We start from the raw sequence: 25,464 nt of genomic DNA, 5'->3' as shown, positions 1-25,464 counted from the left end.
GAGCACCGATGCGACTTTGGGGAATGGGCGGCCTGCTGGCGGCCCTGTTGCTGGCGGCCTGCAGCCCGGCATCGACGCCGGCGCCAGCCGTCGTTGAGGATCCGGCATTCGCCGCGCAGCAACAGCAATGGCGGGTGCTGCGTTACCAGGACCTGACCCGGCCCGATGGGTGGACCGCGCTGGTCGGCCTGCACTGGTTGCAGAACCGGTCGCACTTCGTCGGCAGTGGTGCCACCAGCGGCATCCGCCTGGCGGTGGGGCCGGCCAAGCTGGGGCTGTTGCGCCGTGAAGGCGACCAGTGGTGGTTCACGCCGGAGTCCGGCACGGATGTCACCCTCGACGGACAGCCTGTGCGCGGGCGTGTGCGCATGGATACCGACAAGGATCCGCAGCCGACCCTGCTGGCCTTCGATGGTGGCAAGGGCCAGCTCAGCCTGATCCGTCGCGGCGCGCGCGATGCGCTGCGGGTCAAGCATGCCGATGCACCCGCGCGCCGCGATTTCGCCGGCCTGCAGTACTGGCCCGGTGGACCGCAATGGCAGGTGCAGGCGCGTTTCATCGCGCATCCACCAGGCAAGACCCTGCCGATCGTGGACATCACCGGACTGACCACCGAGATGCCCAACGCCGGTGCGGTGGAATTCGATCGTGACGGCCGCAGCTGGCGGCTGGAAGCGATCGGCGAGCCGGGGCAGCCGCTGTTCCTGATCTTCGCCGACCGTACCAGTGGCCACGGCAGCTATCCTGCTGGCCGCTATCTGGATACCGATGCGCCCACCGCCGACGGTCACGTGACGATCGACTTCAACCACGCCCACAACCCACCGTGCGCGTTCACCGCTTATGCGACCTGCCCGTTGGCGCCGCCGGAAAACCGCTTGGATCTGCGCGTGGAAGCGGGTGAGAAGGCGTATCACCTGCCTGAAGGAGAGGGCTGAACATGTTGATGAAACTGTTGTTGCGCAGTGCCGTTTTTCTCGTTGCCTGCGCCGCCGGCCCGTTGGCCATCGCGCGCGATGCGCCAGCCGACACATCGGCTGGCAAGCCGCCGGTGCCGCTGCTGTGGAAGGTCACCGGGCAGGGAGATGCACGCCTGTACCTGCTGGGCTCCTTCCATCTGTTGAAGCCACAGGACTATCCGCTGTCGACCGATGTCGAGCAGGCATTTGAAGCCTCGCAGCGCGTGCTGTTCGAAGTGACGCCAGAGGAACTGCAGTCGCCGCAGATGGCCAGCCAGATGGTGCAGGTCGCTACCCGCAAGGATGGCAGCGAGCTCAAGCGCGACCTGGATGCGCCGACCTGGCAGAAGCTGCAGGCCTATGCGACGCAGAACAAACTGCCGTTGGCGCAGCTGCAGGGCATGAAAGCGTGGTTCGTCGGCCTGACCATCACCGTGGCGCAGATGCAGAAGCTGGGCCTGGACCCGGAGCTGGGGCTGGACCGCCACTTCATGCAGCGGGCACAGAAGGCGGGCAAGAAGACCGCAGGCCTGGAAGACATGTCCAGCCAGATCAACCTGCTCGATGGCATGAGCGTGCAGGAGCAGCGGCAGATGCTGTCCGAGGCGCTGGACGAAGCAGGCAAGGGCGATGCCCAGGCGCAGATGCTGCATGAGGCCTGGCGTCGCGGCGATGATCGCCTGTTGTGGAACCGGATGGGCGTGGAGATGCGCCAGAAGTATCCGCAGCTCTATCAGCGCATCAATACCGACCGCAACGATGCATGGGTGCCGAAGCTGCTGCCGTACCTGCAGGCCGGGCAGAGCGGTACGCTGGTGGTGGTGGGCGGCCTGCACCTGCTGGGCAACGATGGCGTGGTGGAGAAGCTGCGCGCGAAGGGCTACAAGGTCGAGCGGGTGTGCTCGGCATGCAAGGCCAAACGTCCGTAGATCCACGCCACGCGTGGTGGCGTTGAAAACAGAACGGCGCGCCCATGGCGCGCCGTTTTCGTATCAGCCGGGGCGGTTGCCTCAGCGGCGGGTCTTGCCGCCGGTACCGGTGCCGCCGGTCGGCTCGCTCGGCTTGCCGGCCGTGCCGGTGCCGGTGCCCGTTCCCGTTCCCGTGCCACCGGGACGCGGACCACCGAAACCGCTGCCCATGTTGCGCTGGAATTCCTGCCACAGCTCCAGGTTGCGCTCGGTCAGCTGGTTCATCATCGCCCACGGCGTCTGCCCCAGCAGGTTGCCCATCTGCTGGCGGAACTGCTGCTGCTGGTCGAGGAAGACCTGCATGCTGCGCTCCAGGTAGTTGCCCATGAAGCCCTGCAGGGAATCGCCGTAGAAGCGGATCAGCTGGCTCAGCAGCTGGGTGGAGAGCATCGGTTCACCGTCCTGCTCCTGGTCGGCGATGATCTGCAGCAGGACCGAGCGGGTCAGGTCGTCGCCGCTCTTGGCGTCGCGGACTTCGAAGTCTTCGCCGTCGAGGATCAGCTGGCGCACGTCTTCGATGGTGATGTAGCTGGAGATCTCGGTGTCGTACAGACGGCGGTTCGGATACTTCTTGATGATGCGGGTCGCAGCCATGAAGCGGTACTCGTCACAGTAGACGCGCAGCATGGCGCAGTGCAGCAGCGGTTGCAACCGCCCCAGCCCCCGCCAGGCTTGGTTTTCCGTCGCCGGAATGTTGCGCAACAAGGCTTTGCGTGCTGCGCAGCATGACCAACGGCAGGGTGCAGCACAGGATCCTTCGATCTTGGCGCCGTTTACCAGCCCATGTGGTGGCCGCCGTTGATGTCCAGGTTGCTGCCGGTGATCCACGAGGCCTCTTCGGCTACCAGGAAGGACACGCCATAGGCGATTTCTTCCGGTTTGCCCAGGCGCCCCGTCGGGATGTCGGCGATGATCTTGGCGCGCACTTCCTCGGGCACCGCCATCACCATATCGGTGGCCACATAGCCGGGCGAGATGGTGTTCACGGTGATGCCGAAGCCTGCATTCTCGCGCGCCAGCGAGATGGTGAAGCCGTGCATTCCGGCCTTGGCGGCGGCGTAGTTGGCCTGGCCGTACTGGCCCTTCAGGCCGTTGATCGAGCTGATCTGGATGACCCGGCCCCAGCCGCGTCGACGCATGCCTTCGATGACCGGGCGGGTGACGTTGAACACCGAATTGAGGTTGGTGTTGATCACATCGTGCCACTGCTCCGCGCGCATGCGGTGGAAGGTGGTGTCGCGGGTGATGCCGGCGTTGTTGACCAGGATCTCGACCGGGCCCAGTTCGGCTTCGACCGCACGGATCAGGGCTTCGGCGCTGGCCGAGTCGGAGACATCGCCCGGGAAGATCGACACCTGGTAGCCACGTTCGGTCATCGACTGCTGCCAGGCGCGGGCCTTGGCCTCGTCGCGGTAGTTGGTGGCGACGCGGTGGCCCTGGTCGGCCAGGCGTTGGCAGATGGCGGTACCGATGCCGCCGGTTCCGCCGGTGACCAGTGCGACGCGAGATGTCATGGAAAGCTGTCCGGATATCAGGTGGGGGAAGGGGGATTCTGCAACATCGGCGCGGAAAGTGCGCCCGCCGGCAGCAGGATGTCCGCGCGCCGCAGCAGGTCGGGGTCGAAGCTGCGCTGCGCGGCGGCCAACAGCGCATCGCGGTCGTCGATGCCTTCCAGTGCGGTGTTCGGCTGGCCCAGCAGTTCCCACAACCGGCGCAGCACCGGTACCGGCTCGCGGGCTTCCACCGGCAGCGCGGCCAGTGACTTGGACAGTTTGTGGCCCGGTGCATCCAGCAGCAGCGGCAGGTGCCAGTAGCGCGGCGTCGGCAGGTCCAGCGCCTGCTGCAGCAGGATCTGCCGGGCGGTGGAATCGAGCAGGTCGGCGCCGCGCACGACCTCGTTCACGCCCTGCGCGGCATCGTCGACGACCACCGCCAACTGGTAGGCCCAGCAGCCATCGGCGCGGCGCAGTACGAAGTCGCCCACCTCGGCATGGACATCCTGGTGTTGCCGGCCGCGCAGGCCATCCTCGAAATGCACCACCCTGCCCGCAGGTACCCGGAAGCGGACGGCGGGGTCCGGTCTTGTCTGCCGCGCGACGCAGTGGTGGTGCAGGCCACCGTTGGCGGCCAGATCGCTGCGGCTGCAGTGGCAGACAAACGCGTGGCCATCGGCCAGCAGGCGGTCCAGCGCAGTCTGATAGGCATCGCCGCGCGCGCTTTGCCAGATCACCGGCCCGTCATGGACCAGACCGAACGCGGCCAGGGTCTGCAGTTGCGCCTGTGCCGCACCGGCAACCGTGCGGGGTGGATCGACGTCCTCGATGCGCAACCGCCACAGGCCGCCATGGTGTCGCGCGAGCAGCCAGCTGCCGAAGGCGGCGAGCAGGGAGCCGGGATGCAGCAGGCCGGTGGGCGAGGGCGCGAAACGGCCGCAGGGAAGGGAGAAAGTCATGCAGGCTGAATCGTCGGTCAGGTTGGCGCTTGAATTCAAGCTGACCGCACCGCAAATTGACGGATATCGACCCCTTCCAAGCCGGAATTTCCCATGTTTACCCGCATTGCCCTGTTCCTGGCGACCAATCTCGCGGTCCTGATCCTCGCCAGCATCGTGATGTCGTTGCTGGGGGTCAATTCGAACCAGATGAGCGGCCTGCTGGTCATGGCCGCGATCTTCGGTTTCGGTGGCTCCCTCATCTCGCTGCTGCTGTCCAAGTGGATGGCCAAGCGCTCCACCGGCGCGGTGGTGATCACCGAACCGCGCAACCAGACCGAGCGCTGGCTGCTGGCCACCGTCGAGCGCCAAGCCAAGGCGGCCGGTATCGGCATGCCGGAAGTCGCGGTGTATGACGGCCCGGAGATCAACGCGTTCGCCACCGGTGCGAACCGCAACAACGCGCTGGTGGCGGTGTCCACCGGCCTGCTGCAGAACATGAGCGAGGACGAAGCCGAAGCCGTGCTCGGCCACGAGATCGCCCACGTCGCCAACGGTGACATGATCACCATGGCACTGCTGCAGGGCGTGCTGAACACCTTCGTGATCGTGCTGGCCCGCGTGGTCGGCGGCGTGATCGACAGCGCGTTGTCCGGCAACCGCGAAGGCGGCGGCCGTGGCTTTGCCTACTACATCATCGTATTCGTGCTGGAGATGGTGTTCGGCCTGTTCGCCACGATGATCTCGATGTGGTTCTCGCGCCACCGCGAGTTCCGTGCCGACGCGGGCGGTGCTTCGCTGGCGGGCCGTCAGAAGATGATCTCGGCGCTGGAGCGACTGCAGCTCAACCACGGCCAGAGCACCTTGCCGACGCAGATCGCCGCGTTCGGTATTGCCGGTTCGACGGCGAAGAAGCTGTTCATGAGCCATCCGCCGCTGGAAGAGCGCATTGCCGCGCTGCGGGCGTCGACTGCGGCGTAAGCTTCGGCCCCCGATGGAGATGCAGGAACGCCTGGCCTCGCGCCGGGCGTTTTTGTTGTTGCGATCCGATAAGTTCATGGGCGTCACTTTTCTTTTCGCGCGAAAAGAAAAGTAACCAAAAGAAACGCGCCGCCAGTCGCGAGCCGTCGTGCTTCGGATGTCGGTTCCTTGCGCTCCTCGGTCCGTCGAGGGGCGATGCGGGAAGCCAGCCGACTAGCAGTCGGCTCTACAGGACAGCGGCACCTCTTCGCCCTCGCCGGACCTGCGGTGCTCGGCTCGCTATAAGGCGGACTGGAAGATCAAGATCAACGGCAAGAGCATCCACGCATGGCGTGGATCTACTGGGTGCAGCTGTAGCCTTTGACGTTGGGTCCGCCTTGTAGCGAGCCGAGCATCGCAGGGGAATCAGGGGCGCAGAGGCGCCGATGTCTGAGCGCAGCGAGTTCGGCGCCGTCCCCTGATTCCCCGAGAAGCACCGGCTCGCGGATGGCGGCGTGTTTCTTTGGTTACTTTCTTTGCACGAGCAAAGAAAGTAACAAGCACGATCACCGCGCAAACGAAAACGGCACCTTCGCAGGTGCCGTCTCCATGAACCGCTTTACGCGGAAACTCAGAACTTCGCGTCGAACTCGGCAGCGTAGCCGGTATTGACCAGCACCTTCTGCAGCGACTCGGCCACCTTCAGGTTGCCGGCCACGATCTGCTGGGTGTCCGGGCCGCGGTTGTCCATGCGTGCCGGGGTCGCGCCCTTGAAGTCGCAGACCTTCCCACCGGCTTCGCGCACCAGCAGCACGCCGGCGGCGATGTCCCAGGCCTTCACGCCAGCCTCGAAGTAGGCATCGGCGCGGCCACAGGCCACGTAGGCCAGGTCCAGCGCGGCCGAACCCGAGCGGCGGATGTCCTCGGCGTGCACCAGCAGGGCGTCCACCGACTTCAGCTGCGCACTGGCGCGTGCGCGCTCGCGCGGGGCGAAACCGGTGTGGATCATGGTGCCTTCCAGATCCTTGCGGTCGGCCACGCGGATGCGGCGGTCGTTGAGCACGGCGCCGGCGCCGCGGCTGGCAGTGAACAGTTCGTTGCGCAGCGGGTCGAAGATCACCGCGTCGGTCGGCTCGCCGTTCTCGACCAGGGCGATCGACACGCAGTAGTGCGGTACGCCGCGCAGGTAGTTGCTGGTGCCGTCCAGCGGGTCGATGACCCACATGTGGCGACGCTCGCTCTGCACGCCACCTTCTTCACCGAAGATGCCGTACTCGGGGTAAGCGCGCTTGAGTTCCTTGACGATCACCTTTTCCGCGTCCGCATCGACTTCGCTGGCGTAGTCCATGCGGCCCTTCTGGACTACATTCAGTGCCTCGAGCTTGTTGATGTTGCGCAAGAGGACGTTGCCGGCGAGGCGGGCGGCCTTGACCATGACGGTTACGGCGGGTTTCTGCATGGCATGGGCTCCCGGAAGGGCAGAAGAGAAGGGCTGGCGGGGGAAAAGAGCGGGTCCGGCGCAGTGGCCGGCCGCACAGTTTACCATTGGTCTTCGTCCAGCTCGACATTTTCCCTGTTCATGTCCCAGTTTCCTGTCGCTACCCGCCTCCGATTCGTCCTGGTCGGGACCCAACACCCCGGCAACATGGGCGCCGCCGCCCGTGCCCTGAAGACCATGGGCCTGGCCCGCCTGGTGCTGGTAGCACCGGAGAAACCGCTTGATGAAGAGGCCTTCCGGCGCTCGGCCGGTGCCGAGGACGTGCTCGGCGACGCACCTGTGGTGGCCACCCTGGCCGAAGCCGTGGCCGACTGCCGGTTCGTGCTGGGGTGCACCGCACGTGCGCGCCGGGTCCAGCTGGAGGAGTTCCTGCCGGCCGATGCCGCCGTCCGCGCAGTGGCCAAGGCCGGCGAAGGCGCCGAGGTGGCGCTGGTGTTCGGCCGTGAGCGTACCGGCCTGACCAACGAGGAGCTGCAGCTGTGCCATGCAGCAGTACACATTCCGTCCGACCCTGAGTTCAGCTCGCTCAACCTGGCCGCCGCGGTGCAGGTGCTGGCCTATGAAGTGCGCATGCAGCTGCTGGGCGCACAGCCCGTGGCCGCGACCGGGCCGGACAGCCGCGAGCAGGCTGCCAGCCACGATCAGATGGAGAGCTTCTTCGCCCAGCTCGGCGAGACGCTGGACGAGATCGATTTCCACAAGGGGCGCGCGCCCGAGTCGGCGATGCGCAAGCTGCGCCGTCTGTTCCTGCGCAGCGAGCCAAGCGAGCAGGAAGTGCGCCTGCTGCGCGGGATCCTGGCCGATACCCAGCGCATGGCGCGCCTGGCCCAGAAGAACGACAAGGACAGCTGACGACGGCCCCATTTTTTCGGGTAGTCTGTCTGGATACCCTTGGGGGATGAAGCTTGTGTCGGGTCTGCGTAGGGCAATGCAGGGGGAACTGCTGAGCCTGGCCTTGGCCCTGCTGGCCGGGACGGCGATGGGGGCGTTGGGCAGCGGAGAGGGGCGACTCGCGATGACGCAGGATCATGCGCTCGGCAGTGTGGACCGTGCGGTTGCCGGACCGGCGCCGCCGGCGTTCGGCCGCGCGTCCGGCGCGCTGCCGCGTGTCGTCTGTTATCGGCGGGTGCAGAGTGCGTTTGAGAAGGTGTTGGGGGCTTCCGGTTTCCGCCGCGTCGATGCGCATGCGCAGCCGTGGCTGGATGGATTGAAACAAGGGTTGACGCGCGTGCGGATGGAAGTGGAATGAAGTTGCTCGGCTCGGGGATGCAGGCCCGGTTCCTGCTTGCGATGGGCGGGGCGATGCTGGTGGTGGTGGCGATCCTGGCCGTGCTGCTGGGGCGGCAGGCGGCGATGCAGGGCGAGGTGAGGTCGCTCAGCAACGGTGTCATCCACGAACTGTTCGACCGCAGCGTGCGCAGCCGTGGCGAGGCCATGGTGCGCGAGCTGTCCGATGCACTTGCCAGTCCGCTCCGCAACAACGACCTGGACCAGGTCGGGGCGCTGGTGCGCAGCATTTCGCGGCAGCCGGTGGTGCGCTACGTACTGGTGTTCGACGACCGCGGGCGGCTGGTCCACGACGGCTCGGCCGGGGTGCCCGGATCCGGACAGCCGATGACCGATCCGCTGGCTGCCGGGGCGGTTGCCGCCCAGTCGCTGGTGGTGCAGCAATCGCCCACGGTGCTCGACAACGCGATGCCGATCAGGATGGGCAATCAGCGCATCGGTGGTGTCCGCGTCGGCATGGCGCTGGATGAAGTGCTGCAGCGAGAGCAGGCGGCCAATGCGACCCTCGGCGAGCGGCTGCAGCAGATGGGAAGCCGGCATCTGGGCTGGCTGCTGCTGATGCTGGGCCTGCTGGTGGTGATCGGCGTGGTGGTGATCCTTTACGTGCAGCGCACGCTGGTGGCGCCGATCCGCGATCTGGCCGCGGCTGCCCGGCGCATCGAAGCCGGCGACTACCAGGCGCCGCTGCGGGAAAACACCCGCGATGACGAGGTGGGTGAACTGGTGCGCGGCTTTGCCCGCATGCGTGATGCGATTGCCCGCCACGACCGCGAAGTGCGGCGCATGGCCTACACCGACGCGTTGACCGGCCTCACCAACCGGTTGGCGTTCCGCGAGGCGCTGGACCACCGGTTGATGGCCGCTCGTGCATCCAATCACCGGTTGGGCCTGCTGTTCGCCGATATCGATGATTTCAAGCGGGTCAACGACACGCTGGGCCATGAGGCTGGTGACGAGGCGCTGCTGCAGTTCGCCCAGCGCATCGGTCGTGCAGTGACCGAGGCCGGCGGCGATGACGCATTGCTGGCGCGGTTCGGCGGCGACGAATTCGTGATCCTGGTCGGCGATGGCGATGTCGCGGCCAATGCGCGGTTGCTGGCCGAAGTGCTGGTACGCGAGCTGGGCAAGCCGCTGGTGGTGCAGGGCAGGGAACTGTTCCTGGGCACCTCGATCGGCGTGACCCTGTTCCCCGACGACGCTGCGGATGCGACAACGCTGCTGAAGAACGGCGACATCGCGATGTACCAGGCAAAGATGGCGGGAAAGAACTGCTACCGCTACTACAGCCGGGCCATGGATCACGCTGTCGAACGCCGCGTGCACATGGATCACGCTGTCGAACGCCGCGTGCACATGGAGCAGGAGCTGCGCGGCGCCTGGGAGCGCGGCGAGCTGCGGCTGGCCTACCAGCCGATCTTCCGCATGCGCGACCGCCGCATGGTCGGTGTGGAGGTGCTGCTGCGCTGGCAGCACCCGACGCTGGGCACGATCCCGCCATCAGTGTTCATCGAGGTGGCCGAGCAGAGCGGCTTGATCGAGATCATCGGCCCGAAGGTGCTGCGTGCCGCCTGCATGGAAGCCGTGCAGTGGCCCAGCGGCGTGGCCGGCGACGAGCTGTTCATCTCGGTCAATGTGTCGCCACGGCAGTTGCGCGGTGGCGAGCTGCCGGCGTTGGTCGCGCAGTGCCTGCAGGAGTCGGGCCTGCCGGCCTCGCGCCTGCACCTGGAGCTGACCGAGACGGCGGTGATCGGCGATGAGATGCTGGCCGCGCAGCTGCTGGACCGCCTGCACCGGGCAGGGGTGAAGGTGTGGCTGGACGACTTCGGTACCGGCTTCTCCGGTCTCAGCCACCTGCGGCAGGTGCCGGTGGACGGGGTCAAGATCGACAAGAGCTTCGTCGCCGACATGCAGCGCGATCCGGACGATCTGGCCCTGACCACGGCGATCATCGCCATGGCCCACGCACTGGGCATCACGGTGGTGGCCGAAGGTATCGAGCAGGAGGCGCAGTTCGAGCTGCTGGCCCAGCGTGGCTGCGATCTGGGCCAGGGCTATCGATTGAGCCACCCGGTCACTGCCACCGAGGTGGTGCGGATGATCGAGGCGGGCGTGTGACAGTAGATCCACGCCATGCGTGGATGTTTCTGCCAGAAAAGCCCATCCACGCATGGCGTGGATCTACTGTTACACCGGGCGCTTGCTCGGGTCGCCGGGCAGTTCGCGGACCAGCTTGGGTACCAGATAGCCGGACAGCCGGGCAGTGAGGCCGGCAATCAGGGCCTTGGCCTGGACGTCGTCCACTTCGAAGTGGGCCACGCCCTCGACCCGATCCAACTGGTGCAGGTAATAGGGCAGCACGCCGGCGGCGAAGCTGCGCTCGCTCAGGTCCTGCAGCGCCTGCACGCTGTCGTTGACCCCACGCAGCAGCACCGCCTGGTTCAGCAGCTGGGCGCCGACGCCGCGCAGGCGGGCCATCGCGGTATCGACGCTGGCGTCGAATTCATTGGCGTGGTTGGCGTGGACCACGATCGCCAGCGGCCATGGCAGGTCGCCCAGCCAGGCCAGCAGCTCATCATCCACCCGCTCGGGCAGCACGATCGGCAGGCGGGTATGGATGCGCAGCCGGCGGATATGCGCGATGCCGCGCAGTGCATCGGTCAGCTCGGCCAGCTTGTGGGTGGCCAGCGACAGCGGGTCGCCGCCGGACAGGATCACCTCATCGATGTCCGGGTCTGCGGCGATGGCGTCCACCGCCTCCTGCCATCCCCCCTTGGCGGCGTTTTCGGCGCCATAGTCGAAATGCCGGCGGAAACAGTAGCGGCAGTTGATCGCGCAGCTGCCGGTGGCCACCAGCAGGGCGCGGCCACGGTACTTCTGGATGACCCCGGTGGCCTTCTTTGCTGCGCCGTCGCCCACCGCGTCGAAGCTGAACCCGGGGGCCGGGCGCATCTCCGCGTCGATCGGCAGCACCTGCCGCAGCAGCGGATCGTGGGCATCACCACGGCGCATGCGCGCGACGAAACCCTCCGGCACGCGCAGCGCGAACTGGGCGATGGCGGCCTCTGATACACCCAGCGCCGCGGCATCCAGATCCAGCCGGGCCAGCAGCGTCTGCGGGTCGCGCAGGGCCTGCCGCCACAGCTGCTGCCAGCGCGCGGGCGCGCCTGGCGACTGGGTCCGGGGGAAGGCGGAAAGCTGCATGGAGAGGGGGCCTGCGGTTATCATGGACACATAAACAGTTGCCCGCCGGGGTTCCGGTGGGCTTTCCATTCTATCCGGCTCGCCGCACGCGCGGCGGTTTCGCCATTTGAGGAGCTTGAGCATGGCCACTGCGGGCATGAACGATGTCAAGAACGGGATGAAGATCCTGGTCAACAATGAACCGGCCGTCATCTCCGAGACCGAGTTCATCAAGCCGGGCAAGGGCCAGGCCTTCACCCGCGTGCGCTATCGCTTCATCAAGTCGGGCCGCACGGTCGAAATGACCATGAAGGCGACCGACGACGTGGAAGTGGCCGATGTGGTCGATACCAATATGGACTACATGTACAGCGACGGCGAGTACTGGCACTTCATGGACCCGGAAACCTTCGAGCAGGTGCAGGCCGACAAGGCCGGCATGGGCGGCGCCGAGAAGTGGCTGAAGGGCGAGGAGTCCTGCATCGTGACCCTGTTCAACGGTTCGCCGATCTTCGTGCAGCCGCCGAACTTCGTCGAACTGAAGATCACCGAGACCGACCCGGGCGTCCGTGGCGATACCTCGGGCGGTGGCGGCAAGCCGGCCACCCTGGAAACCGGTGCCGTGGTGCGCGTGCCGCTGTTCGTCAACCAGGATGAAATCATCAAGGTCGACACCCGTTCGGGCGAGTACTCCTCGCGCGTAAAGTAATCCGGGTACGCGCCGGCGCATTCGCGCTGGCGCTCCCACGATCCGCCATGCGGATCGTGGGCCCCCGCTCACCAGCACCCACACCCCGCCGCTTCGCGGCCGCCCCTGACTCAGGGGCTTGCCTTCAAGAAGCTCAGCGGTAGCCGTTTGACCGGTGATCAGTCGCCAGGTCGGAGCCAAGGCTACGTACGGTCCTTCCCCCATAGCCAGTGAGCCCGCATGAGCGATAGCCCGCACCTCCCCGAAGCCTGCGATCTGCTGATCGAAGCCGGTTACGTGGTCCCGATCGAGCCGCATGCGGTGGTGCTGGAAGACCATGCCGTCGCCGTGCGTGGCAGTGAGATCGTGGCCATCCTGCCGCGTGCCGAAGCGCGTGCGCGTTTCCGCGCCACCCAGGTGGTCAGCCGCCCCGAGGCCGCGCTGATGCCGGGCCTGGTCAACGCACATACGCACAACCCGATGACCCTGCTGCGCGGCGTCGCCGACGACCTGCCGCTGATGACTTGGCTGCAGCAGCACATCTGGCCGGTGGAAGCGGCGGTGATCGGCCCCGAATTCGTGGCCGACGGCACCACCCTTGCCATTGCCGAGATGCTGCGTGGCGGCACCACCTGCGCCAACGAAAACTATTTCTTCGGTGACGTGCAGGCCGCTGTCTACAAGAAGCACGGCTTCCGCGCGCTGGTCGGCGCGGTGATCATCGATTTCCCTACCGCCTGGGCCAAGACCGACGACGAGTACTTCGCCAAGGCCGGTGAACTGCACGACCAGTGGCGCACCGATCCGCTGATCGGCACCGCGTTCGCGCCGCATGCGCCGTACACGGTGAACGATGCCAATTTCGAGCGGGTGCGGATGCTGTCCGACCAGCTGGACATGCAGGTGCATCTGCATACCCATGAAACCGCGCAGGAAATCACCGATTCGATCAAGCTGCACGGCCAGCGTCCGCTGGCGCGGCTGGATCGTCTCGGCCTGGTCAACGACCGCCTGATCGCGGTGCACATGACCCAGCTGACCGAAGCCGAGATCCACCTGTGCGCCGAGCGTGGCGTCAGCGTGGTGCATTGCCCGGAATCGAACCTGAAACTGGCCTCCGGTTTCTGCCCGGCCTGCGCCCTGCAGCGCGCCGGCGTGAACCTGGCCATCGGTACCGACGGCTGCGCCAGCAACAACGACCTGGACATGTTCAGCGAGAACCGCACCGCGGCGATCCTGGCCAAGGCCGTGGCCGACGATGCCACCGCGCTGGACGCGGCGACCACGTTGCGCGCGTCCACGCTGGGTGGCGCCCGCGCGCTGGGCTTCGGCGAGCGCATCGGCTCGATCGAGGTCGGCAAACAGGCCGATCTGGTCTGCGTCGACCTGTCCGCGCTGGAAACCCAGCCGCTGCACAACGTGCTGTCGCAGCTGGTGTATGCCACCGGGCGCCAACAGGTCAGCGACGTCTGGATCGCCGGCAAGCCCAAGCTGGTGCAGCGTGAGCTGGTCGGCATGGACCTGCCGGGCATCATCGCCAACGCGCGCCAGTGGCGCGAGCGCATCCGTCATATCCGCGCCTGAGCACAGGCGCCGCAAGGACAACCGTCATGACTGCCCCCCACGCTTCTTCCAATTTCGATCAGGCCGAGCTGGACAAGTTCGCTGCGCTGGCCAACCGCTGGTGGGACGCCGATGGCCCGCAGAAGCCGCTGCACGCGCTGAATCCGGTGCGCCTGCAGTACGTTGCCGACCGCGCGCCGCTGCGTGGTGCGCGCGTGCTCGACATCGGTTGCGGTGGCGGCCTGCTGAGTGAAGCGCTGGCCCAGGCCGGTGCCGAGGTGACCGCCATCGACCTGGCGCCGGAGCTGGTCAAGGTCGCGCGCCTGCATGCACTGGAAAGTGGTGTCAGCGTCGACTACCGGGTACAGGCCGCCGAGGACCTGGCCGCCGAACAGCCGGGCAGCTTCGACGTGGTGACCTGCATGGAAATGCTCGAGCACGTGCCAGATCCGGGCGCGATCATCGAGGCCTGCAAGCGCCTGCTGAAGCCGGGCGGCCATCTGTTCCTGTCCACCATCAACCGCACGGCTGCAGCCTTTGCAGTGGCCATTGTCGGTGCCGAGTACGTGGCGCGGCTGCTGCCCAAGGGCACCCACCACTACCAGGAATTCATCAAGCCGGCCGAGCTGGCGCGCTGGCTGCGCGAGGCCGACCTGCAGCTGGCCGATGTCAGCGGCATGGCCTACGAGCCGTGGCGCAACCGCGCCCGCCTGAGCAGCCGCACCGACATCAACTACCTGGCCCACGCGGTCAAGGCGCCGTGACCGCCGCAGCGTTCCCGCGTGCAGTGCTGTTCGACCTGGACGGCACGCTGCTCGACAGCGCACCGGACTTCGTCGCCACCCTCGATGCGATGCTGGCCGAGCGCGGTCGCGCACCGATCGATCCGGCGCAGTTGCGGCCGGTGGTGTCCAAGGGCTCGCGGGCGATGGTGTCGGCCGCGTTTCCAGAACTGGAAGCGGCCGAGCGCGATGCACTGATTCCCGAGTTCCTGCAGCGCTACGAAGCTTCGATCGGCCAGCACGCCGTGTTGTTCGACGGGGTTGTCGGCATGCTCGATGCGCTGGACGCGGCCGGTACGGTGTGGGGCATCGTCACCAACAAGCCGGAATACCTGGCACAGCTGATCGTGCCGCAGCAGCAGTGGCAGCAACGCTGCGCCGTGCTGGTCGGCGGTGACACCCTGGCCGAGCGCAAGCCGCATCCGTTGCCGCTGCTGCACGCCGCGCAGGCCATCGGTATTGCGCCGGAAGACTGCGTGTATGTCGGCGACGATGAGCGCGACATCATCGCCGCGCGTGCCGCCGGCATGCCGTCGGTGGCGGCGCTGTGGGGCTACCGCCTGCACAGCGATGACCCGTTGGCCTGGCACGCCGATGTGCTGGTCGAGCGCGCTGGACTTCTGCAACTGGCCAGTCTCTGGCCGACCCGGCCGGCGACCCCGGCCCAGCCGTAAGGAACAACGTAGTGAGCAGTACCGCGCTGGATAGTTTCCTCGACAAGTGGCGCAGCCGCTGGCCGGAATGGTCGGTGGCCGAGCCGTTCGTGGCCGAACCACAGCGCCCTGTCGCGCTGGCGTGGTTCGCGCTGCTGCAGGAATTCGACGATATGCTCAACACCAGTGGCGACCCGCTGCCGGCCGACGCCAAGCTGGCCTGGTGGGGCGAGGAACTGCGCAGCTGGGCCGCGCAGCGTTCGCGGCATCCGCTGGGCCGTGTGCTGGAGCCGGTGCGCGCACCGTGGGCGCAGCTGGCCGAGGCGCTGCCGGATCTGGTCGAGGCGCGCACCGTGGCGCTGGACGCTGCCGGTGCCGAGCGCGCGCTGGGCAACTATGCCGAAGCGGTGGCGGCGGTCGAGGCGGTGGTGTTTGCCGACACGCCGCGCAAGGGCGCGGGTCGTGCGGTGCTGCAGCAGACACTGGCCCAGCGCCTGCAAGACGCTGGCGTGGCCGGCGTGCCGCGCAGCCTGCTGGACGAAGATGCCGGCAATGCTGCGCAGCGTTGGGCGCAGCAGCTGCTGAAAGGGTGGGGCGCCCGTGTGCCCGGTCCGCGCGCGCGCCGCGTGTGGTCGAGCCTGGCGCGTGCCCGCCTGGCGGCGCAGGCCGCCGGCAAGCCGATTGAAGCGACGCCGGTGCGCACGTTGCTGCGCGTGTGGTGGGCCGCGCGCGGCTGAACGATTGGCCGCTGCGCTCGCCGGGCATGGCCCGGCGCTACCAATTCAGCGCACGGCCCATGTGCGATAAACGATCCGTCCCGCGGTAGCGCCGGGCCATGCCCGGCGGGGAAGCTGCGCGCGTTATCTGCGTTCCAGCACCAGCAGCGGATCGATGCGGGTGTCGAACCAGTTCATGCCCCAGTGCAGATGCGGGCCGGTGGCACGGCCGGTCGCGCCGACGGCGGCGATCACCTGGCCCTGTTCGACGCGATCACCGACCTTCACGTCGATGCGCGACAGGTGCAGGAAGTTCGAACTGACCCCGAAGCCGTGATCGAGCAGCAAGGTGCCGCCGGTCAGGTACAGATCCGGGCCTGCGAACGTCACTACACCAGCGGCCGGTGCTTTCACCGGGGTGCCGGTCGGCACCGCGATGTCCATGCCGGAGTGACCGGCACCCGGCTGGCCGTTGTACACGCGCGCATTGCCGAAGCGGCCGCTGATGCGACCCTGCACCGGCCAGATGAAGGTCTGGGTGAAATCGGTGCGGTTGTCGTCGCGTGCGCGCGCCGCGGTGACCTGCGCCTGCTCGCGCTTGATCCGCTCGGCGATGGCCGGTGGCGGATTGACCGTCTTCGGCGGCACGCCGTTCACCCGCTCGGTCGGCCAGTCGCGCGGCGTCACGGTGACGGTGGCTGTCTCGCTGCCGCCATCCGGTCGGCGGATCTGTACCTGCAGCGGTCCCTTCTCATCGCGACCGATGCCGAACACCACGCTGCCGTAGCTGCTCACGCGCAGCTCGCGGCCTGCAAAGCGCACGCTGCTGCCGGCGGGAACCTTGCCGATCACCAGCGCGCCCTGCGAAGCGCTGGCCGGGAACACCACGCGGCTGTCGATCAGGTCGCCGATGCCGTCCTGCGCCTGTGCCGCCGGTGCGGAGAACAGGGGGGCTGCCAGCAGCAGCGCCCCGCACATGAGTGCCGAACGCATCAGCGGTCGTAGGTCATGCGCTGGCCAGCGGGTTCGCCCACCAGCGAACTGCCGTCCCACACCAGCTGGCCGTTGACCCAGGTGGAGGCGATGCGCGATTGGAACGTGGTGCCCTCGAACGGCGACCAGCCGCACTTGGACAGCACGTCCTCGCGCTTGACCGTGAACGGCACGTCTTCGACCAGCACCAGGTCGGCGAAGTAGCCTTCGCGCAGGAAACCACGCTCTTCCACGTCGAACAGCTGGGCGGGAGCGTGGGCGAATTTCTGCACCACCTGCTCGCGGGTCAGCTTGCCTTCGTGCACGCGTTCCAGCGCGGCGACCAGCGCGTACTGCACCAGCGGCAGGCCGGACGGCGCCTGCGCATAGGGCTTCTGCTTCTCTTCCCAGGTGTGCGGGGCGTGGTCGGTGGCCAGGACATCCAGCACGTCGTCAGCCAATGCGGCGGTGATCGCCTCGCGATCGGCCACGTCCTTGATCGCCGGATTGCACTTGATCAGGTTGCCCTTGGTGGCGTAGTCCGGGCGGGCGAAGTGCAGGAAGTGCACGCAGGTCTCGGCGGTGATCTGCTTGCGGCTGCCGTCGGCGCGGATCAGCGGCCCCTTCTCGAACAGCGCCAGTTCGTCGGCGGTGGAAATGTGCAGCACATGCAGGCGGGTGCCGTGCTTGCGCGCCAGCGACATCGCCAGCCGCGTCGACTTGATGCAGGCTTCGCGCGATCGGATGTCCGGGTGCATCTCCGGGGTCAGCGCGTCGCCGTACTTTTCCTGGAAGGCCTTCAGGTTGGCATCGATCATCGGCGTGTCTTCGCAGTGCGTGATGATCGGGGTCGGGCACTCGCGGAAGATCGCGTCCAGGGTTTCCGGGTTGTCGACCAGCATGTTGCCGGTGGACGCCCCCATGAACACCTTCACGCCCGGCGCCTTCTTCGGGTCGAGCGCGCGGATGGCGTCCAGGTTGTCGTTGCTGGCGCCGTGGTAGAAGCCGTAGTTGGCCCAGGCACGGCCGCGTGCCAGCTCGTACTTGGCTTCGAGGATGGTCGAGTCGAGCGTCGGCGGGTTGGTGTTGGGCATGTCCATGAAGCTGGTCAGGCCACCGGCCACGGCCGCAGCCGACTCACTGGCGATGTCGCCCTTGTGGGTCAGGCCTGGTTCGCGGAAGTGCACCTGGTCGTCGATCATCCCGGGCAGCAGCCAGCGCCCGGCCGCATCCACCACCTGTTCGCCATCACGCGGGGTCAACCCTTTGCCGATCTGCGCGATGCGGTCGTTCTCGATGCGCAGGTCGCCTTTGAAGGTGCGGCCTTCGTTGACCAGGCGGGCGTTGGTGATGAGCGTGGAGGACATGTCAGTGTTTTCCTGTGCAACGGCAAGAAGGGGCGTCGGGAGATTCGGGCACTGGATCGAAGCCGCCGGGATGGAACGGATGGCAGCGGCCCAGCCGTCGCGCGGCCAGCCAGCTGCCGCGCAGCGGGCCGTGCCGGGAGATGGCGTCCATGGCGTATTCAGAGCAGCTCGGCACGAAACGGCAGCGAGGCCCCAGCAGCGGGCTGATGAAGCGCTTGTAGAAGCGCAGCAGGGCGATGAGCAGGCGCGAGATCACTCAGTCATCTTAAGCCAGTTGGCATGAAGGCCGCATTTGTGCAGGATGGGCCGTTGGTCGCATGTCGTAGATGGCCTGCGACCGCTATCGGCACCCCTCCAGGTGCCGGACAGGTTCCGTACCGCGCAAGGCGGTCCGTGTTCGTCGGACCGCGCCTTGGACCCGTTGACTCCTGGACTGAATGGAGCGGGCCCCCGAGGTTGCTGCTGCGGGTCGGGTAGGCTATAAAGGCCCGCTTTCCCGGGCCCCGGGGAATCCAAGGAAGAGCGTTTCGTGGCTGCTAAAAAAACTGCAAAGAAGGCCGTCAAGGCCGCCAAGAAAACCGCCAAGCCTGTTGTGAAGAAGTTGGCGGCCAAGCCCGTTGCCAAGAAGCCGGCCAGCAAGCCGGTGACCAAGGCGGCATCCTCACAACCGGCGGCCAGGAAGGCCACCGCAAAGAAAGCGCCGGCCAAGTCCGGCAAGCCGGCAGTGGCGAAGAAACCCGCTGCGCCGGTCAAGGCCAAACCTGTCGCTGCCAGCAAGAAGGCACCGGCGGTGAAGAAGGTTGCCAGCAAGGCTGCACCGGTGAAGAAGGCCGCTGCCAAGCCGGCACCGAAGAAGGCAGCAGCCAAGCCGGCGCCGAAGGCGGTGGTGAAGAAGGTTGCCGCCGCGCCTGCTGCGAAGCCGGCAGCAAAGAAGGTGGCGCCTGCCAAGCCGGCACCTGCCGCCAAGACTGCCAAGAATGTCGCCCCGCCGGCTGCCAAGCCGACGCCGGCCCCTGTAGTGAAGTCCGCACCGAAGCCAGCTGCGAAGCCGGCCCCGGCCAAGTCTGTCCCGGCCAAGACCGCGGCAGTGGCAGCAGCCAAACCGGCCCCCAAGCCGGCCACCGCCGCCGCTTCTGCAGCATCGACCGCCCCGCAATCCAAGAATCCCGTGCCCGTTTCGAAATCGCCTGCTAAAACCGCCGTGAAATCCGATTCCGCTCCGAAGACCGTGACCCGCCCCGTGGGCAAGGTTGCCGTGGCCGTCGCTGCCCGTTCGGCAGCGCCTGCGCCGCGCAGCAAGTACAAGGTCGTCGAATACAAGACTGATGAGGCCACTGGCCGCCCGATCCTGCCCGCAGGCTACAAGCCGGCCTCGGACGAGGAGTACATGAGCTCGCTGCAGCAGGAGTACTTCCGCCAGCGCCTGCAGAACTGGCGCGCCGACCTGGTGGAAGAGTCCAAGCAGACCATCGAGAACCTGCGTGAGGAAGTGCGTGACATCGGCGATGAAGCCGAGCGCGCGACCCGCGAGACCGAGAACTCGCTGGAACTGCGCACCCGTGACCGTTACCGCAAGCTGATCGGCAAGATCGACAGCACCCTCAAGCGCCTGGAAGCGGGCGATTACGGGTACTGCGTGGATACCGGTGAAGAAATCGGCCTGGAGCGCCTCGAAGCGCGCCTGACCGCCGAGCGCACCATCGACGCCCAGGAACGTTGGGAGCACCTGCAGAAGCAGCAGGGCGACTGATTCCGGTTCGTTGTGATGTCATGCGAAAAGCCCGGCTTCGGCCGGGTTTTTTGTTGGGTTCGAGTTGACTGCGTAGAGCGGCGCCTTGGTTGTTCCGCGAGCGAGCGGGCGGGTCACCCGGGCCAGGACACGCCGTAAACCCATCCCTGGGGGCTCGGTCGCGCCATCCATGGCGCGAACGGTCCTGGCCCGGGTGACCCGCCCGCTCCAGACGGTTCCCGAGTGCGGCCGCTGTAGAGCCGAGCCCATGCTCGGCTCAGGCCGAAGCCGTAGGGCAGGGAAGAGCAAAACAAAAACAAAAACAAAAACAGCCAAGCATGGCTTGGCTCTACCAGGAGCGGTCATGCGTGCGCTCGCGGCTGTTGGGTCCGCCTTGTAGCGAGCCGAGCACCGCATCGAGGGAGAGTGACGGGCCCAGTCAAATGCCCGGCGCCGCCGAACCCGCTCTCCGCGGGATCACTGCAGGTCGCGCAGATTCAATCTCCGCAGCGTCGGGTTCTTCCACGCGGTGATCCCGGCCACGCTGAGCACCGCGAACCCGCCCAGCACCACCGCCGGTACCAGCCCCAGAACCTTGGCCATCGTGCCGGCATAGAACGCGCCCAGTTCGTTGGACGAGCTGATGAAGATGCCGTTGATCGACGATACCCGGCCACGCATCTCTTCCGGCGTGGCCAGCTGCAGGATGGTGGAGCGGATCACCACCGACACGCCGTCGAAGGCGCCGTAGAACAGCAGGATCAACGCCGACAGCCAGAAGTGCTGGGACAGGCCGAAGCCGATCACGCACAGGCCGAAGCCGGCCACGGCGAACAGCAGCACGCGACCGGCGTTGCGGTGCAGGGGGTGGCGCGCCAGCCACAGGCCGACGCACACCGAACCCAGCGCCGGGGCTGCGCGCAGGATGCCCAGGCCCTCCGGGCCGTGGTGCAGGATCTCGTGCAGGAACGCCGGCAGCATCGCCACCACGCCGCCCAGCAGCACCGAGAACATGTCCAGCGCCATGGCGCCGACCATGATCCGGTTGCCAACCACGAAGCGCGCGCCTTCGGCGATGCTCTTGAAGATCGGGGCGGCGGGGCCGGCATGCACCGGTTCTTCCACTTTCAGCGTGGCCAGGCAGCCCATCGCCACCAGCGCGAAGGCCGTGGCCACCGCATAGGACAGACCCTTGCCACCGAAGCCGACCAGCACGCCACCCAGTGCCGGGCCGGCGATCATGCCGGTCTGGAACACCACGGCGCCGAGGCCGGCGCCACGGGCGAAATGTTCACGTGGCAGCACGCGGGCGAACAGCGCGTTGTAGATCGGCGACAGGAAGGCGCGGACCATGCCGGTCAGGGCGATGGCTGCATAGATCGGCCACACACCGTCAACCGGCAGCCAGCCCTTGGCTACGCTGGTCAGCACCAGCGCGGTGGCGATCAGTCCGGAACAGGCGACCATGCCCAGCTTGCGGCGCGGCAGATGATCCACCAGATAACCGGCAAACGGGGCCACACAGAAGAACGGCAGCACCTCGGCCAGGCCGATCAGGCCCAGCGAGAACGGATTGCGGGTGACTTCGTAGATGTGCCAACCGACGGTGACCGCGACCACCTGGTAGGACAGCATCGCGAAGATGCGGTACGCCAGCAGCCGGGCGAAACCGGGCCGGGACAGCAGGCCCAGCGCGGTGTCTTCGGCTGTGGCAGGTTCGCTCACGACGGATCGCGCTGCAGCTGGGCCTGCGCGGTCTCACGGATGAAGGCCAGCATCGCCGCCACGCCGTTGCTGCGGGTCGGCGACAGGTGGCGGGACAGGCCGATATCCTGGATATAGCTGGGTTCGGTGGCCAGGATCTCCTGCGCGGTGCGCCCGGAGTACACCCGCAGCGCCAGGAAGATCAGGCCGGAGACGATGGCCGAATCGCTGATGGCGTGGAAGCGCAGCGACTGCGTATTGCCTTCCGGCACGATCCAGACCATCGACTGGCAACCGAGCAGGCGGTGCTCTTCGGTCTTCCATTCTTCCGGAAAGGCGGGCAGCTTGCGGCCGAGGTCGATCAGGTACTGGTAGCGCTCGGACCAGTCGCCGAAGAAACCGAATTCCTCGGCGATGGCCGTCTGTGCCTCGGCGGCGGTGGATTCAAGCGGGAACGGGGAGTCGATCACAACAGTCTCTACAGTGGGGGCGTGGCCGGTGGGGCCGGCCACGGGGCAGGGCAGGTCAGCCGCGCTTGCGCGACCAGCGCACGCCCTGCGGGGTGTCTTCCAGCACGATGCCTTCGGCGGCCAGCTGGTCGCGGATGGCGTCGGAACGGGCGAAGTCGCGCGCCTGCTTGGCTGCCGCACGTTCGTCGATCAAGCCCTGGATGCGCGCGTCGTCGTCGCTGTCGCCAGCGGCGTTGCCGAACCACTGCGCCGGATCGGCCTGCAGCAGGCCCAGGGCGAGACCCGCGCCGAGCAGTTCGCTCTTCAGGCGTGCGCGTTCGCTGGGATCGGTGGCGCGGCGCGCTTCGCCGGCGATACGGGCCACTTCGGCCAGCGCCTGCGGCGTATTGAGATCATCATCCAATGCCGCTTCGATGTCTGCCGGGATCACTGCCGTGGCGGCCACCTCGGCCAGCTCGCGCAGGGTGCCGTACAGGCGGTCGAGGGTGCGGCCGGACTGTTCGATCAGCGCGTCGGACCAGTCCAGCGGCTGCCGGTAGTGGGCCGACAGCAAGGCCAGGCGCAGTGCCTCGGGGGCGTGTTTACGCACCAGGTCGTGGACGCGCTCGATGTTGCCGATCGACTTGCTCATCTTGGCGCCGCCGAAGTTGAGCATGCCGTTGTGCAGCCAGAAGCGTGCGAACACCTTGCCGCCGTGCGCGCACTCGCTCTGCGCGATCTCGTTTTCGTGGTGCGGGAACTGCAGGTCGACGCCACCGGCATGGATGTCGATGGTCTCGCCCAGGTGTGCGGCGGCCATCGCCGAGCATTCGATATGCCAGCCTGGACGGCCGCGGCCCCACGGCGATTCCCAGCCGGGCAGGTCGTCGCCGGACGGCTTCCACAGTACGAAGTCGCCGGGCGCGCGCTTGTAGGGAGCAACCTCGACACGGGCGCCGGCCAGCATTTCGTCCGGATCGCGGCGCGACAGCTTGCCGTAGCCCTCGAAACTGCCGACGGCGAACAGTACATGGCCCTCGGCGGCGTAGGCATGCCCGCTGCTGACCAGCTGCTCGATCATGGTGATGATCTGCGCCATGTGCGCGGTCACTTCCGGCTCGATGTCCGGCGGCACCACGCCCAGCGCGGCCATGTCTTCACGGTAGGCCGCGGCGAAACGGTCGGTGATGGTGCTGATCGGCACCCCCTGCTCGCGCGCGGCGGTGTTGATCTTGTCGTCCACGTCGGTGATGTTGCGGGCGTAGCGCAGGGCACCGAAGCGCCGCCGCAGCAGGTCGGCCAGCACCCCGAACACCACCGGCCCACGGGCGTTGCCGATGTGCACGTAGTTGTAGACCGTCGGGCCGCACACATACAGGGTCGGACAGGCCGGGTCGAGCGGGGTGAACGGTTCGAGCTGGCGAGTCAGGTTGTTGTGCAGGCGCAGGGTCATGGGTCTGTGACTGGGGGACAAGCCTGTGATTTTAGAACGTGTCGGGCCCCTTTGGGGGGACCATTGCCACCGGTGGACGTCACCGGCGGGTGGGGTGGGGTGGGCAGGAACGGCGCGGACGGGTAATGTTCAGCCCCTTGCGGTCACCACTGCCTACACTATTGCCGTGTCCCTGCTCCCATCGCCAATGAAAACCACCGCGTTGCTGACCCTGGCCTGCCTGTCGGCGCTGCCCGCCGTGGTCCTGGCCCAGGAGGCCGAGCCCCGCAACCGGGTGGTGATCGTGGAGAACGTGAAGTTCGACTACGCCCAGGTGCTCAACGTGGAGCCGGTGTTCCAGACCCTGCGCGCAACCCGTACCGAGGAGCACTGCGAGCCGGTCTCGACCCGCACCCTGGCCCCGGTCAATGTCACCGGCGAGGAGCCGGTCGAGGACAAGGGCCGCATCGGCCGCCTGTGGGATTCGGTGCGCTCGATGTTCAAGCGCAGCGACGAGGAGACGCTGGAGGAGCTTCCGGCGGAAACCCCCGCCCCGGCGCCGGCCAATACCGGTCCGATGCTGACCCGGGACTGTCGCATCGTGCCTGTCGGGCGTGAGTTCCGCCGCCCCATCGCCTACGACGTGGATTACGTCTACAAGGGCACCAAGTACCGTTCACGGCTGCCGGAAGACCCTGGCAACCGGCTGAAGATCCGGGTTTCGATCACCCCGTGGGTAGGCCCCGAGCAGGCTGCCGCTGGTACCCCCTGATTCTGCGACGCCGGCCTCTTGCGCCGGCCCCGGCCGCATGTAAAGATTGCCGACCAATGAAGCTCACCGACTTCCAGCACGACAGCAGCGCCGCCCGCCAGGCCACTGGCATGACGTCGCGTGCCCGTCGACCGGAACCCCACATTCTCGCTGGGTAATCCGGAGCTTTCTGCTGTTCGTCCGAAAAAAACCCAGCCCGCCGGCTGGGTTTTTTCGTTTCCGCGTTCTGAAAGCTTCATCTGCAACCTTTTCGTATCACCTTGGTTCCCGGTTTTCCCTTCCACCTTCCACCGCGTCGGCCACCGGCGCCGCTCATGCAAGGAATGATGATGTCCCCCAAGCACTTCCTGAACACCCAGGACTGGAGCCGCAGCGAACTTGACGCGCTGCTGACCCAGGCTGCGCTGTTCAAGCGCAACAAGCTCGGCGACCAGCTCAAGGGCAAGTCGATCGCGCTGGTGTTCTTCAATCCGTCCATGCGTACCCGCACCAGTTTCGAGCTGGGCGCGTTCCAGCTCGGTGCCCACGCAGTGGTGCTGCAGCCGGGCAAGGATGCATGGCCGATCGAGTTCAACCTCGGCACGGTGATGGATGGCGATACCGAAGAGCACATCGCTGAAGTGGCCAAGGTGCTCGGCCGTTACTGCGACATCATCGCCGTGCGCGCGTTCCCGAAGTTCGTCGACTGGGCCTACGACCGCCAGGACGTCGTGCTCGAGAGTTTCGCCAGGTACTCGCCGGTGCCGGTGATCAACATGGAGACCATCACCCACCCGTGCCAAGAGCTGGCGCACGTGATGGCCCTGCAGGAGCATTTCGGCACCCAGGACCTGCGCGGCAAGAAGTACGTGCTGACCTGGACCTACCACCCCAAGCCGCTGAACACCGCCGTGGCCAACTCGGCGCTGACCATCGCCACCCGCATGGGCATGGACGTGACGCTGCTGTGCCCGACCGCCGACTACATCCTCGACGAGCGCTACATGGGCTGGGCCGAGCAGAACGTGGCCGAGAGCGGCGGTTCGCTGAAGATCAGCCATGACATCGACAGCGCCTATGCCGGTGCCGACGTGGTCTATGCCAAGAGCTGGGGCGCACTGCCGTTCTTCGGCAACTGGGAACCGGAGAAGCCGATCCGCGACCAGTTCAAGCACTTCATCGTCGACGAGCGGAAGATGGCGCTGACCAACAACGGCGTGTTCAGCCACTGCCTGCCACTGCGCCGCAACGTGAAGGCGACTGACGGCGTGATGGATTCGCCGCAGTGCATCGCCATCAACGAGGCCGAGAATCGCCTGCATGTGCAGAAGGCGATCATGGCCGCTGTTGCCGGGCGCTGATTTCTCCATTCGAA

The 25,464-nt window shown here is 66.9% G+C and carries 25 protein-coding genes; 14 read left to right on the top strand and 11 right to left on the bottom strand.

From position 1 onward, the window contains the following. Nucleotides 1-8: 8 nt before the first annotated feature. Both CR156_RS12240 and CR156_RS12235 read left to right on the top strand, forming a co-directional pair. Nucleotides 9-938 carry a DUF1684 domain-containing protein gene (locus CR156_RS12240; RefSeq protein WP_100553051.1) on the top strand — a complete coding sequence of 310 codons (930 nt, stop codon included), beginning with the start codon at nt 9-11 and terminating at the stop codon, nt 936-938. 2 nt (nt 939-940) lie between these two features. Then, nucleotides 941-1,888 carry a TraB/GumN family protein gene (locus CR156_RS12235; protein WP_100553050.1) on the top strand — a complete coding sequence of 316 codons (948 nt, stop codon included), beginning with the start codon at nt 941-943 and terminating at the stop codon, nt 1,886-1,888. 81 nt (nt 1,889-1,969) lie between these two features. On the opposite strand, the gene phaR is transcribed toward CR156_RS12235, so the two are convergent. The 3 genes from phaR to gluQRS form a co-directional block, all read right to left on the bottom strand. Next, the gene (gene phaR / locus CR156_RS12230) at nt 1,970-2,521 is read right to left on the bottom strand and encodes a polyhydroxyalkanoate synthesis repressor PhaR (RefSeq protein ID WP_100554158.1); all 552 of its coding nucleotides are present in this window, start codon (nt 2,519-2,521) and stop codon (nt 1,970-1,972) included. A gap of 179 nt (nt 2,522-2,700) precedes the next feature. Beyond that, on the bottom strand, nt 2,701-3,441 hold the full coding sequence (phbB, locus tag CR156_RS12225) for a beta-ketoacyl-ACP reductase (RefSeq protein ID WP_100553049.1): 741 nt from the start codon (nt 3,439-3,441) through the stop codon (nt 2,701-2,703). A gap of 17 nt (nt 3,442-3,458) precedes the next feature. After that, entirely contained in the window at nt 3,459-4,379 is a 921-nt protein-coding gene (gluQRS, locus tag CR156_RS12220) for a tRNA glutamyl-Q(34) synthetase GluQRS (protein ID WP_100553048.1), read from the bottom strand. Between the two features lie 93 nt (nt 4,380-4,472). Between gluQRS and htpX the strand changes: the two genes are divergently transcribed. Next, entirely contained in the window at nt 4,473-5,339 is an 867-nt protein-coding gene (htpX, locus tag CR156_RS12215; RefSeq protein WP_089236241.1) for a protease HtpX, read from the top strand. Between the two features lie 610 nt (nt 5,340-5,949). Here htpX and CR156_RS12210 read toward each other — a convergent pair. After that, nucleotides 5,950-6,777: an inositol monophosphatase family protein gene (locus tag CR156_RS12210; protein WP_089236240.1), complete on the bottom strand. Its 828-nt coding sequence runs from the start codon at nt 6,775-6,777 to the stop codon at nt 5,950-5,952. Between the two features lie 120 nt (nt 6,778-6,897). On the opposite strand from CR156_RS12210, the gene CR156_RS12205 reads away from it, so the two are divergent. The 3 genes from CR156_RS12205 (at nt 6,898) to CR156_RS12195 (ending at nt 10,218) form a co-directional block, all read left to right on the top strand. After that, the gene (locus tag CR156_RS12205; protein WP_100553047.1) at nt 6,898-7,668 is read left to right on the top strand and encodes an RNA methyltransferase; all 771 of its coding nucleotides are present in this window, start codon (nt 6,898-6,900) and stop codon (nt 7,666-7,668) included. A gap of 103 nt (nt 7,669-7,771) precedes the next feature. Continuing rightward, a complete protein-coding gene (locus tag CR156_RS23405; protein WP_223880325.1) occupies nt 7,772-8,065 on the top strand; it encodes a hypothetical protein in 294 nt (97 codons plus the stop codon). Next, the gene (locus tag CR156_RS12195) at nt 8,062-10,218 is read left to right on the top strand and encodes a putative bifunctional diguanylate cyclase/phosphodiesterase (protein WP_100553046.1); all 2,157 of its coding nucleotides are present in this window, start codon (nt 8,062-8,064) and stop codon (nt 10,216-10,218) included. The genes CR156_RS23405 and CR156_RS12195 overlap by 4 nt, the downstream gene beginning before the upstream one ends. Nucleotides 10,219-10,287: 69 nt before the next feature. On the opposite strand, the gene epmB is transcribed toward CR156_RS12195, so the two are convergent. After that, nucleotides 10,288-11,328, bottom strand: coding sequence for an EF-P beta-lysylation protein EpmB (epmB, locus tag CR156_RS12190; protein WP_100553045.1), 1,041 nt, complete (start codon nt 11,326-11,328; stop codon nt 10,288-10,290). A 97-nt stretch (nt 11,329-11,425) separates the two neighbouring features. On the opposite strand from epmB, the gene efp reads away from it, so the two are divergent. The 5 genes from efp (at nt 11,426) to CR156_RS12165 (ending at nt 15,706) form a co-directional block, all read left to right on the top strand. Further along, complete coding sequence (gene efp / locus CR156_RS12185) at nt 11,426-11,992, top strand: elongation factor P (protein WP_006379771.1); 567 nt, start codon at nt 11,426-11,428, stop codon at nt 11,990-11,992. A 219-nt stretch (nt 11,993-12,211) separates the two neighbouring features. Continuing rightward, entirely contained in the window at nt 12,212-13,555 is a 1,344-nt protein-coding gene (locus tag CR156_RS12180; RefSeq protein ID WP_089236234.1) for a TRZ/ATZ family hydrolase, read from the top strand. Between the two features lie 26 nt (nt 13,556-13,581). Then, nucleotides 13,582-14,298 (top strand): bifunctional 2-polyprenyl-6-hydroxyphenol methylase/3-demethylubiquinol 3-O-methyltransferase UbiG, encoded by a 717-nt coding sequence (gene ubiG / locus CR156_RS12175; RefSeq protein ID WP_033831579.1) that lies wholly within the window; start codon nt 13,582-13,584, stop codon nt 14,296-14,298. Next, nucleotides 14,295-14,990 (top strand): phosphoglycolate phosphatase, encoded by a 696-nt coding sequence (locus CR156_RS12170; RefSeq protein ID WP_100553044.1) that lies wholly within the window; start codon nt 14,295-14,297, stop codon nt 14,988-14,990. The genes ubiG and CR156_RS12170 overlap by 4 nt, the downstream gene beginning before the upstream one ends. Nucleotides 14,991-15,001: 11 nt before the next feature. After that, on the top strand, nt 15,002-15,706 hold the full coding sequence (locus tag CR156_RS12165) for an isoprenoid biosynthesis enzyme family protein (protein WP_100553043.1): 705 nt from the start codon (nt 15,002-15,004) through the stop codon (nt 15,704-15,706). A 123-nt stretch (nt 15,707-15,829) separates the two neighbouring features. Here CR156_RS12165 and CR156_RS12160 read toward each other — a convergent pair whose 3' ends face one another. Genes CR156_RS12160 through yidD form a run of 3 tightly spaced genes read right to left on the bottom strand, consistent with a single transcriptional unit; the run spans nt 15,830 to nt 18,280 of the window. Continuing rightward, a complete protein-coding gene (locus CR156_RS12160; RefSeq protein ID WP_165780991.1) occupies nt 15,830-16,678 on the bottom strand; it encodes a M23 family metallopeptidase in 849 nt (282 codons plus the stop codon). Continuing rightward, nucleotides 16,678-18,024 (bottom strand): dihydroorotase, encoded by a 1,347-nt coding sequence (locus tag CR156_RS12155; RefSeq protein ID WP_100553042.1) that lies wholly within the window; start codon nt 18,022-18,024, stop codon nt 16,678-16,680. Before CR156_RS12155 ends, CR156_RS12160 begins: the two co-directional genes overlap by 1 nt. 1 nt (nt 18,025) lies before the next feature. After that, a complete protein-coding gene (yidD, locus tag CR156_RS12150) occupies nt 18,026-18,280 on the bottom strand; it encodes a membrane protein insertion efficiency factor YidD (protein WP_100440597.1) in 255 nt (84 codons plus the stop codon). A gap of 273 nt (nt 18,281-18,553) precedes the next feature. Between yidD and dksA the strand changes: the two genes are divergently transcribed. Beyond that, nucleotides 18,554-19,774: an RNA polymerase-binding protein DksA gene (gene dksA / locus CR156_RS12145; RefSeq protein ID WP_089236230.1), complete on the top strand. Its 1,221-nt coding sequence runs from the start codon at nt 18,554-18,556 to the stop codon at nt 19,772-19,774. 456 nt (nt 19,775-20,230) lie between these two features. Here dksA and CR156_RS12140 read toward each other — a convergent pair whose 3' ends face one another. Genes CR156_RS12140 through cysS form a run of 3 tightly spaced genes read right to left on the bottom strand, consistent with a single transcriptional unit; the run spans nt 20,231 to nt 23,359 of the window. Further along, nucleotides 20,231-21,478 carry an MFS transporter gene (locus tag CR156_RS12140; protein ID WP_100553041.1) on the bottom strand — a complete coding sequence of 416 codons (1,248 nt, stop codon included), beginning with the start codon at nt 21,476-21,478 and terminating at the stop codon, nt 20,231-20,233. Next, a complete protein-coding gene (locus CR156_RS12135; RefSeq protein ID WP_100553040.1) occupies nt 21,475-21,927 on the bottom strand; it encodes a SufE family protein in 453 nt (150 codons plus the stop codon). Before CR156_RS12135 ends, CR156_RS12140 begins: the two co-directional genes overlap by 4 nt. A 55-nt stretch (nt 21,928-21,982) precedes the next feature. Then, a complete protein-coding gene (cysS, locus tag CR156_RS12130) occupies nt 21,983-23,359 on the bottom strand; it encodes a cysteine--tRNA ligase (protein WP_100553039.1) in 1,377 nt (458 codons plus the stop codon). Between the two features lie 187 nt (nt 23,360-23,546). Here cysS and CR156_RS12125 point away from each other — a divergent pair, with 187 nt between their 5' ends. Beyond that, on the top strand, nt 23,547-24,110 hold the full coding sequence (locus CR156_RS12125; RefSeq protein WP_089236226.1) for a glycine zipper 2TM domain-containing protein: 564 nt from the start codon (nt 23,547-23,549) through the stop codon (nt 24,108-24,110). Between the two features lie 329 nt (nt 24,111-24,439). Beyond that, entirely contained in the window at nt 24,440-25,450 is a 1,011-nt protein-coding gene (locus tag CR156_RS12120; RefSeq protein ID WP_025876421.1) for an N-acetylornithine carbamoyltransferase, read from the top strand. Nucleotides 25,451-25,464 lie beyond the last annotated feature (14 nt).

This window comes from Stenotrophomonas lactitubi (assembly GCF_002803515.1).
Classification (GTDB): Bacteria; Pseudomonadota; Gammaproteobacteria; order Xanthomonadales; family Xanthomonadaceae; genus Stenotrophomonas; species Stenotrophomonas lactitubi.
The sequence above is the reverse complement of the archived record's forward strand: the minus strand, read 5'-3'. Positions and strand labels throughout refer to the sequence as shown.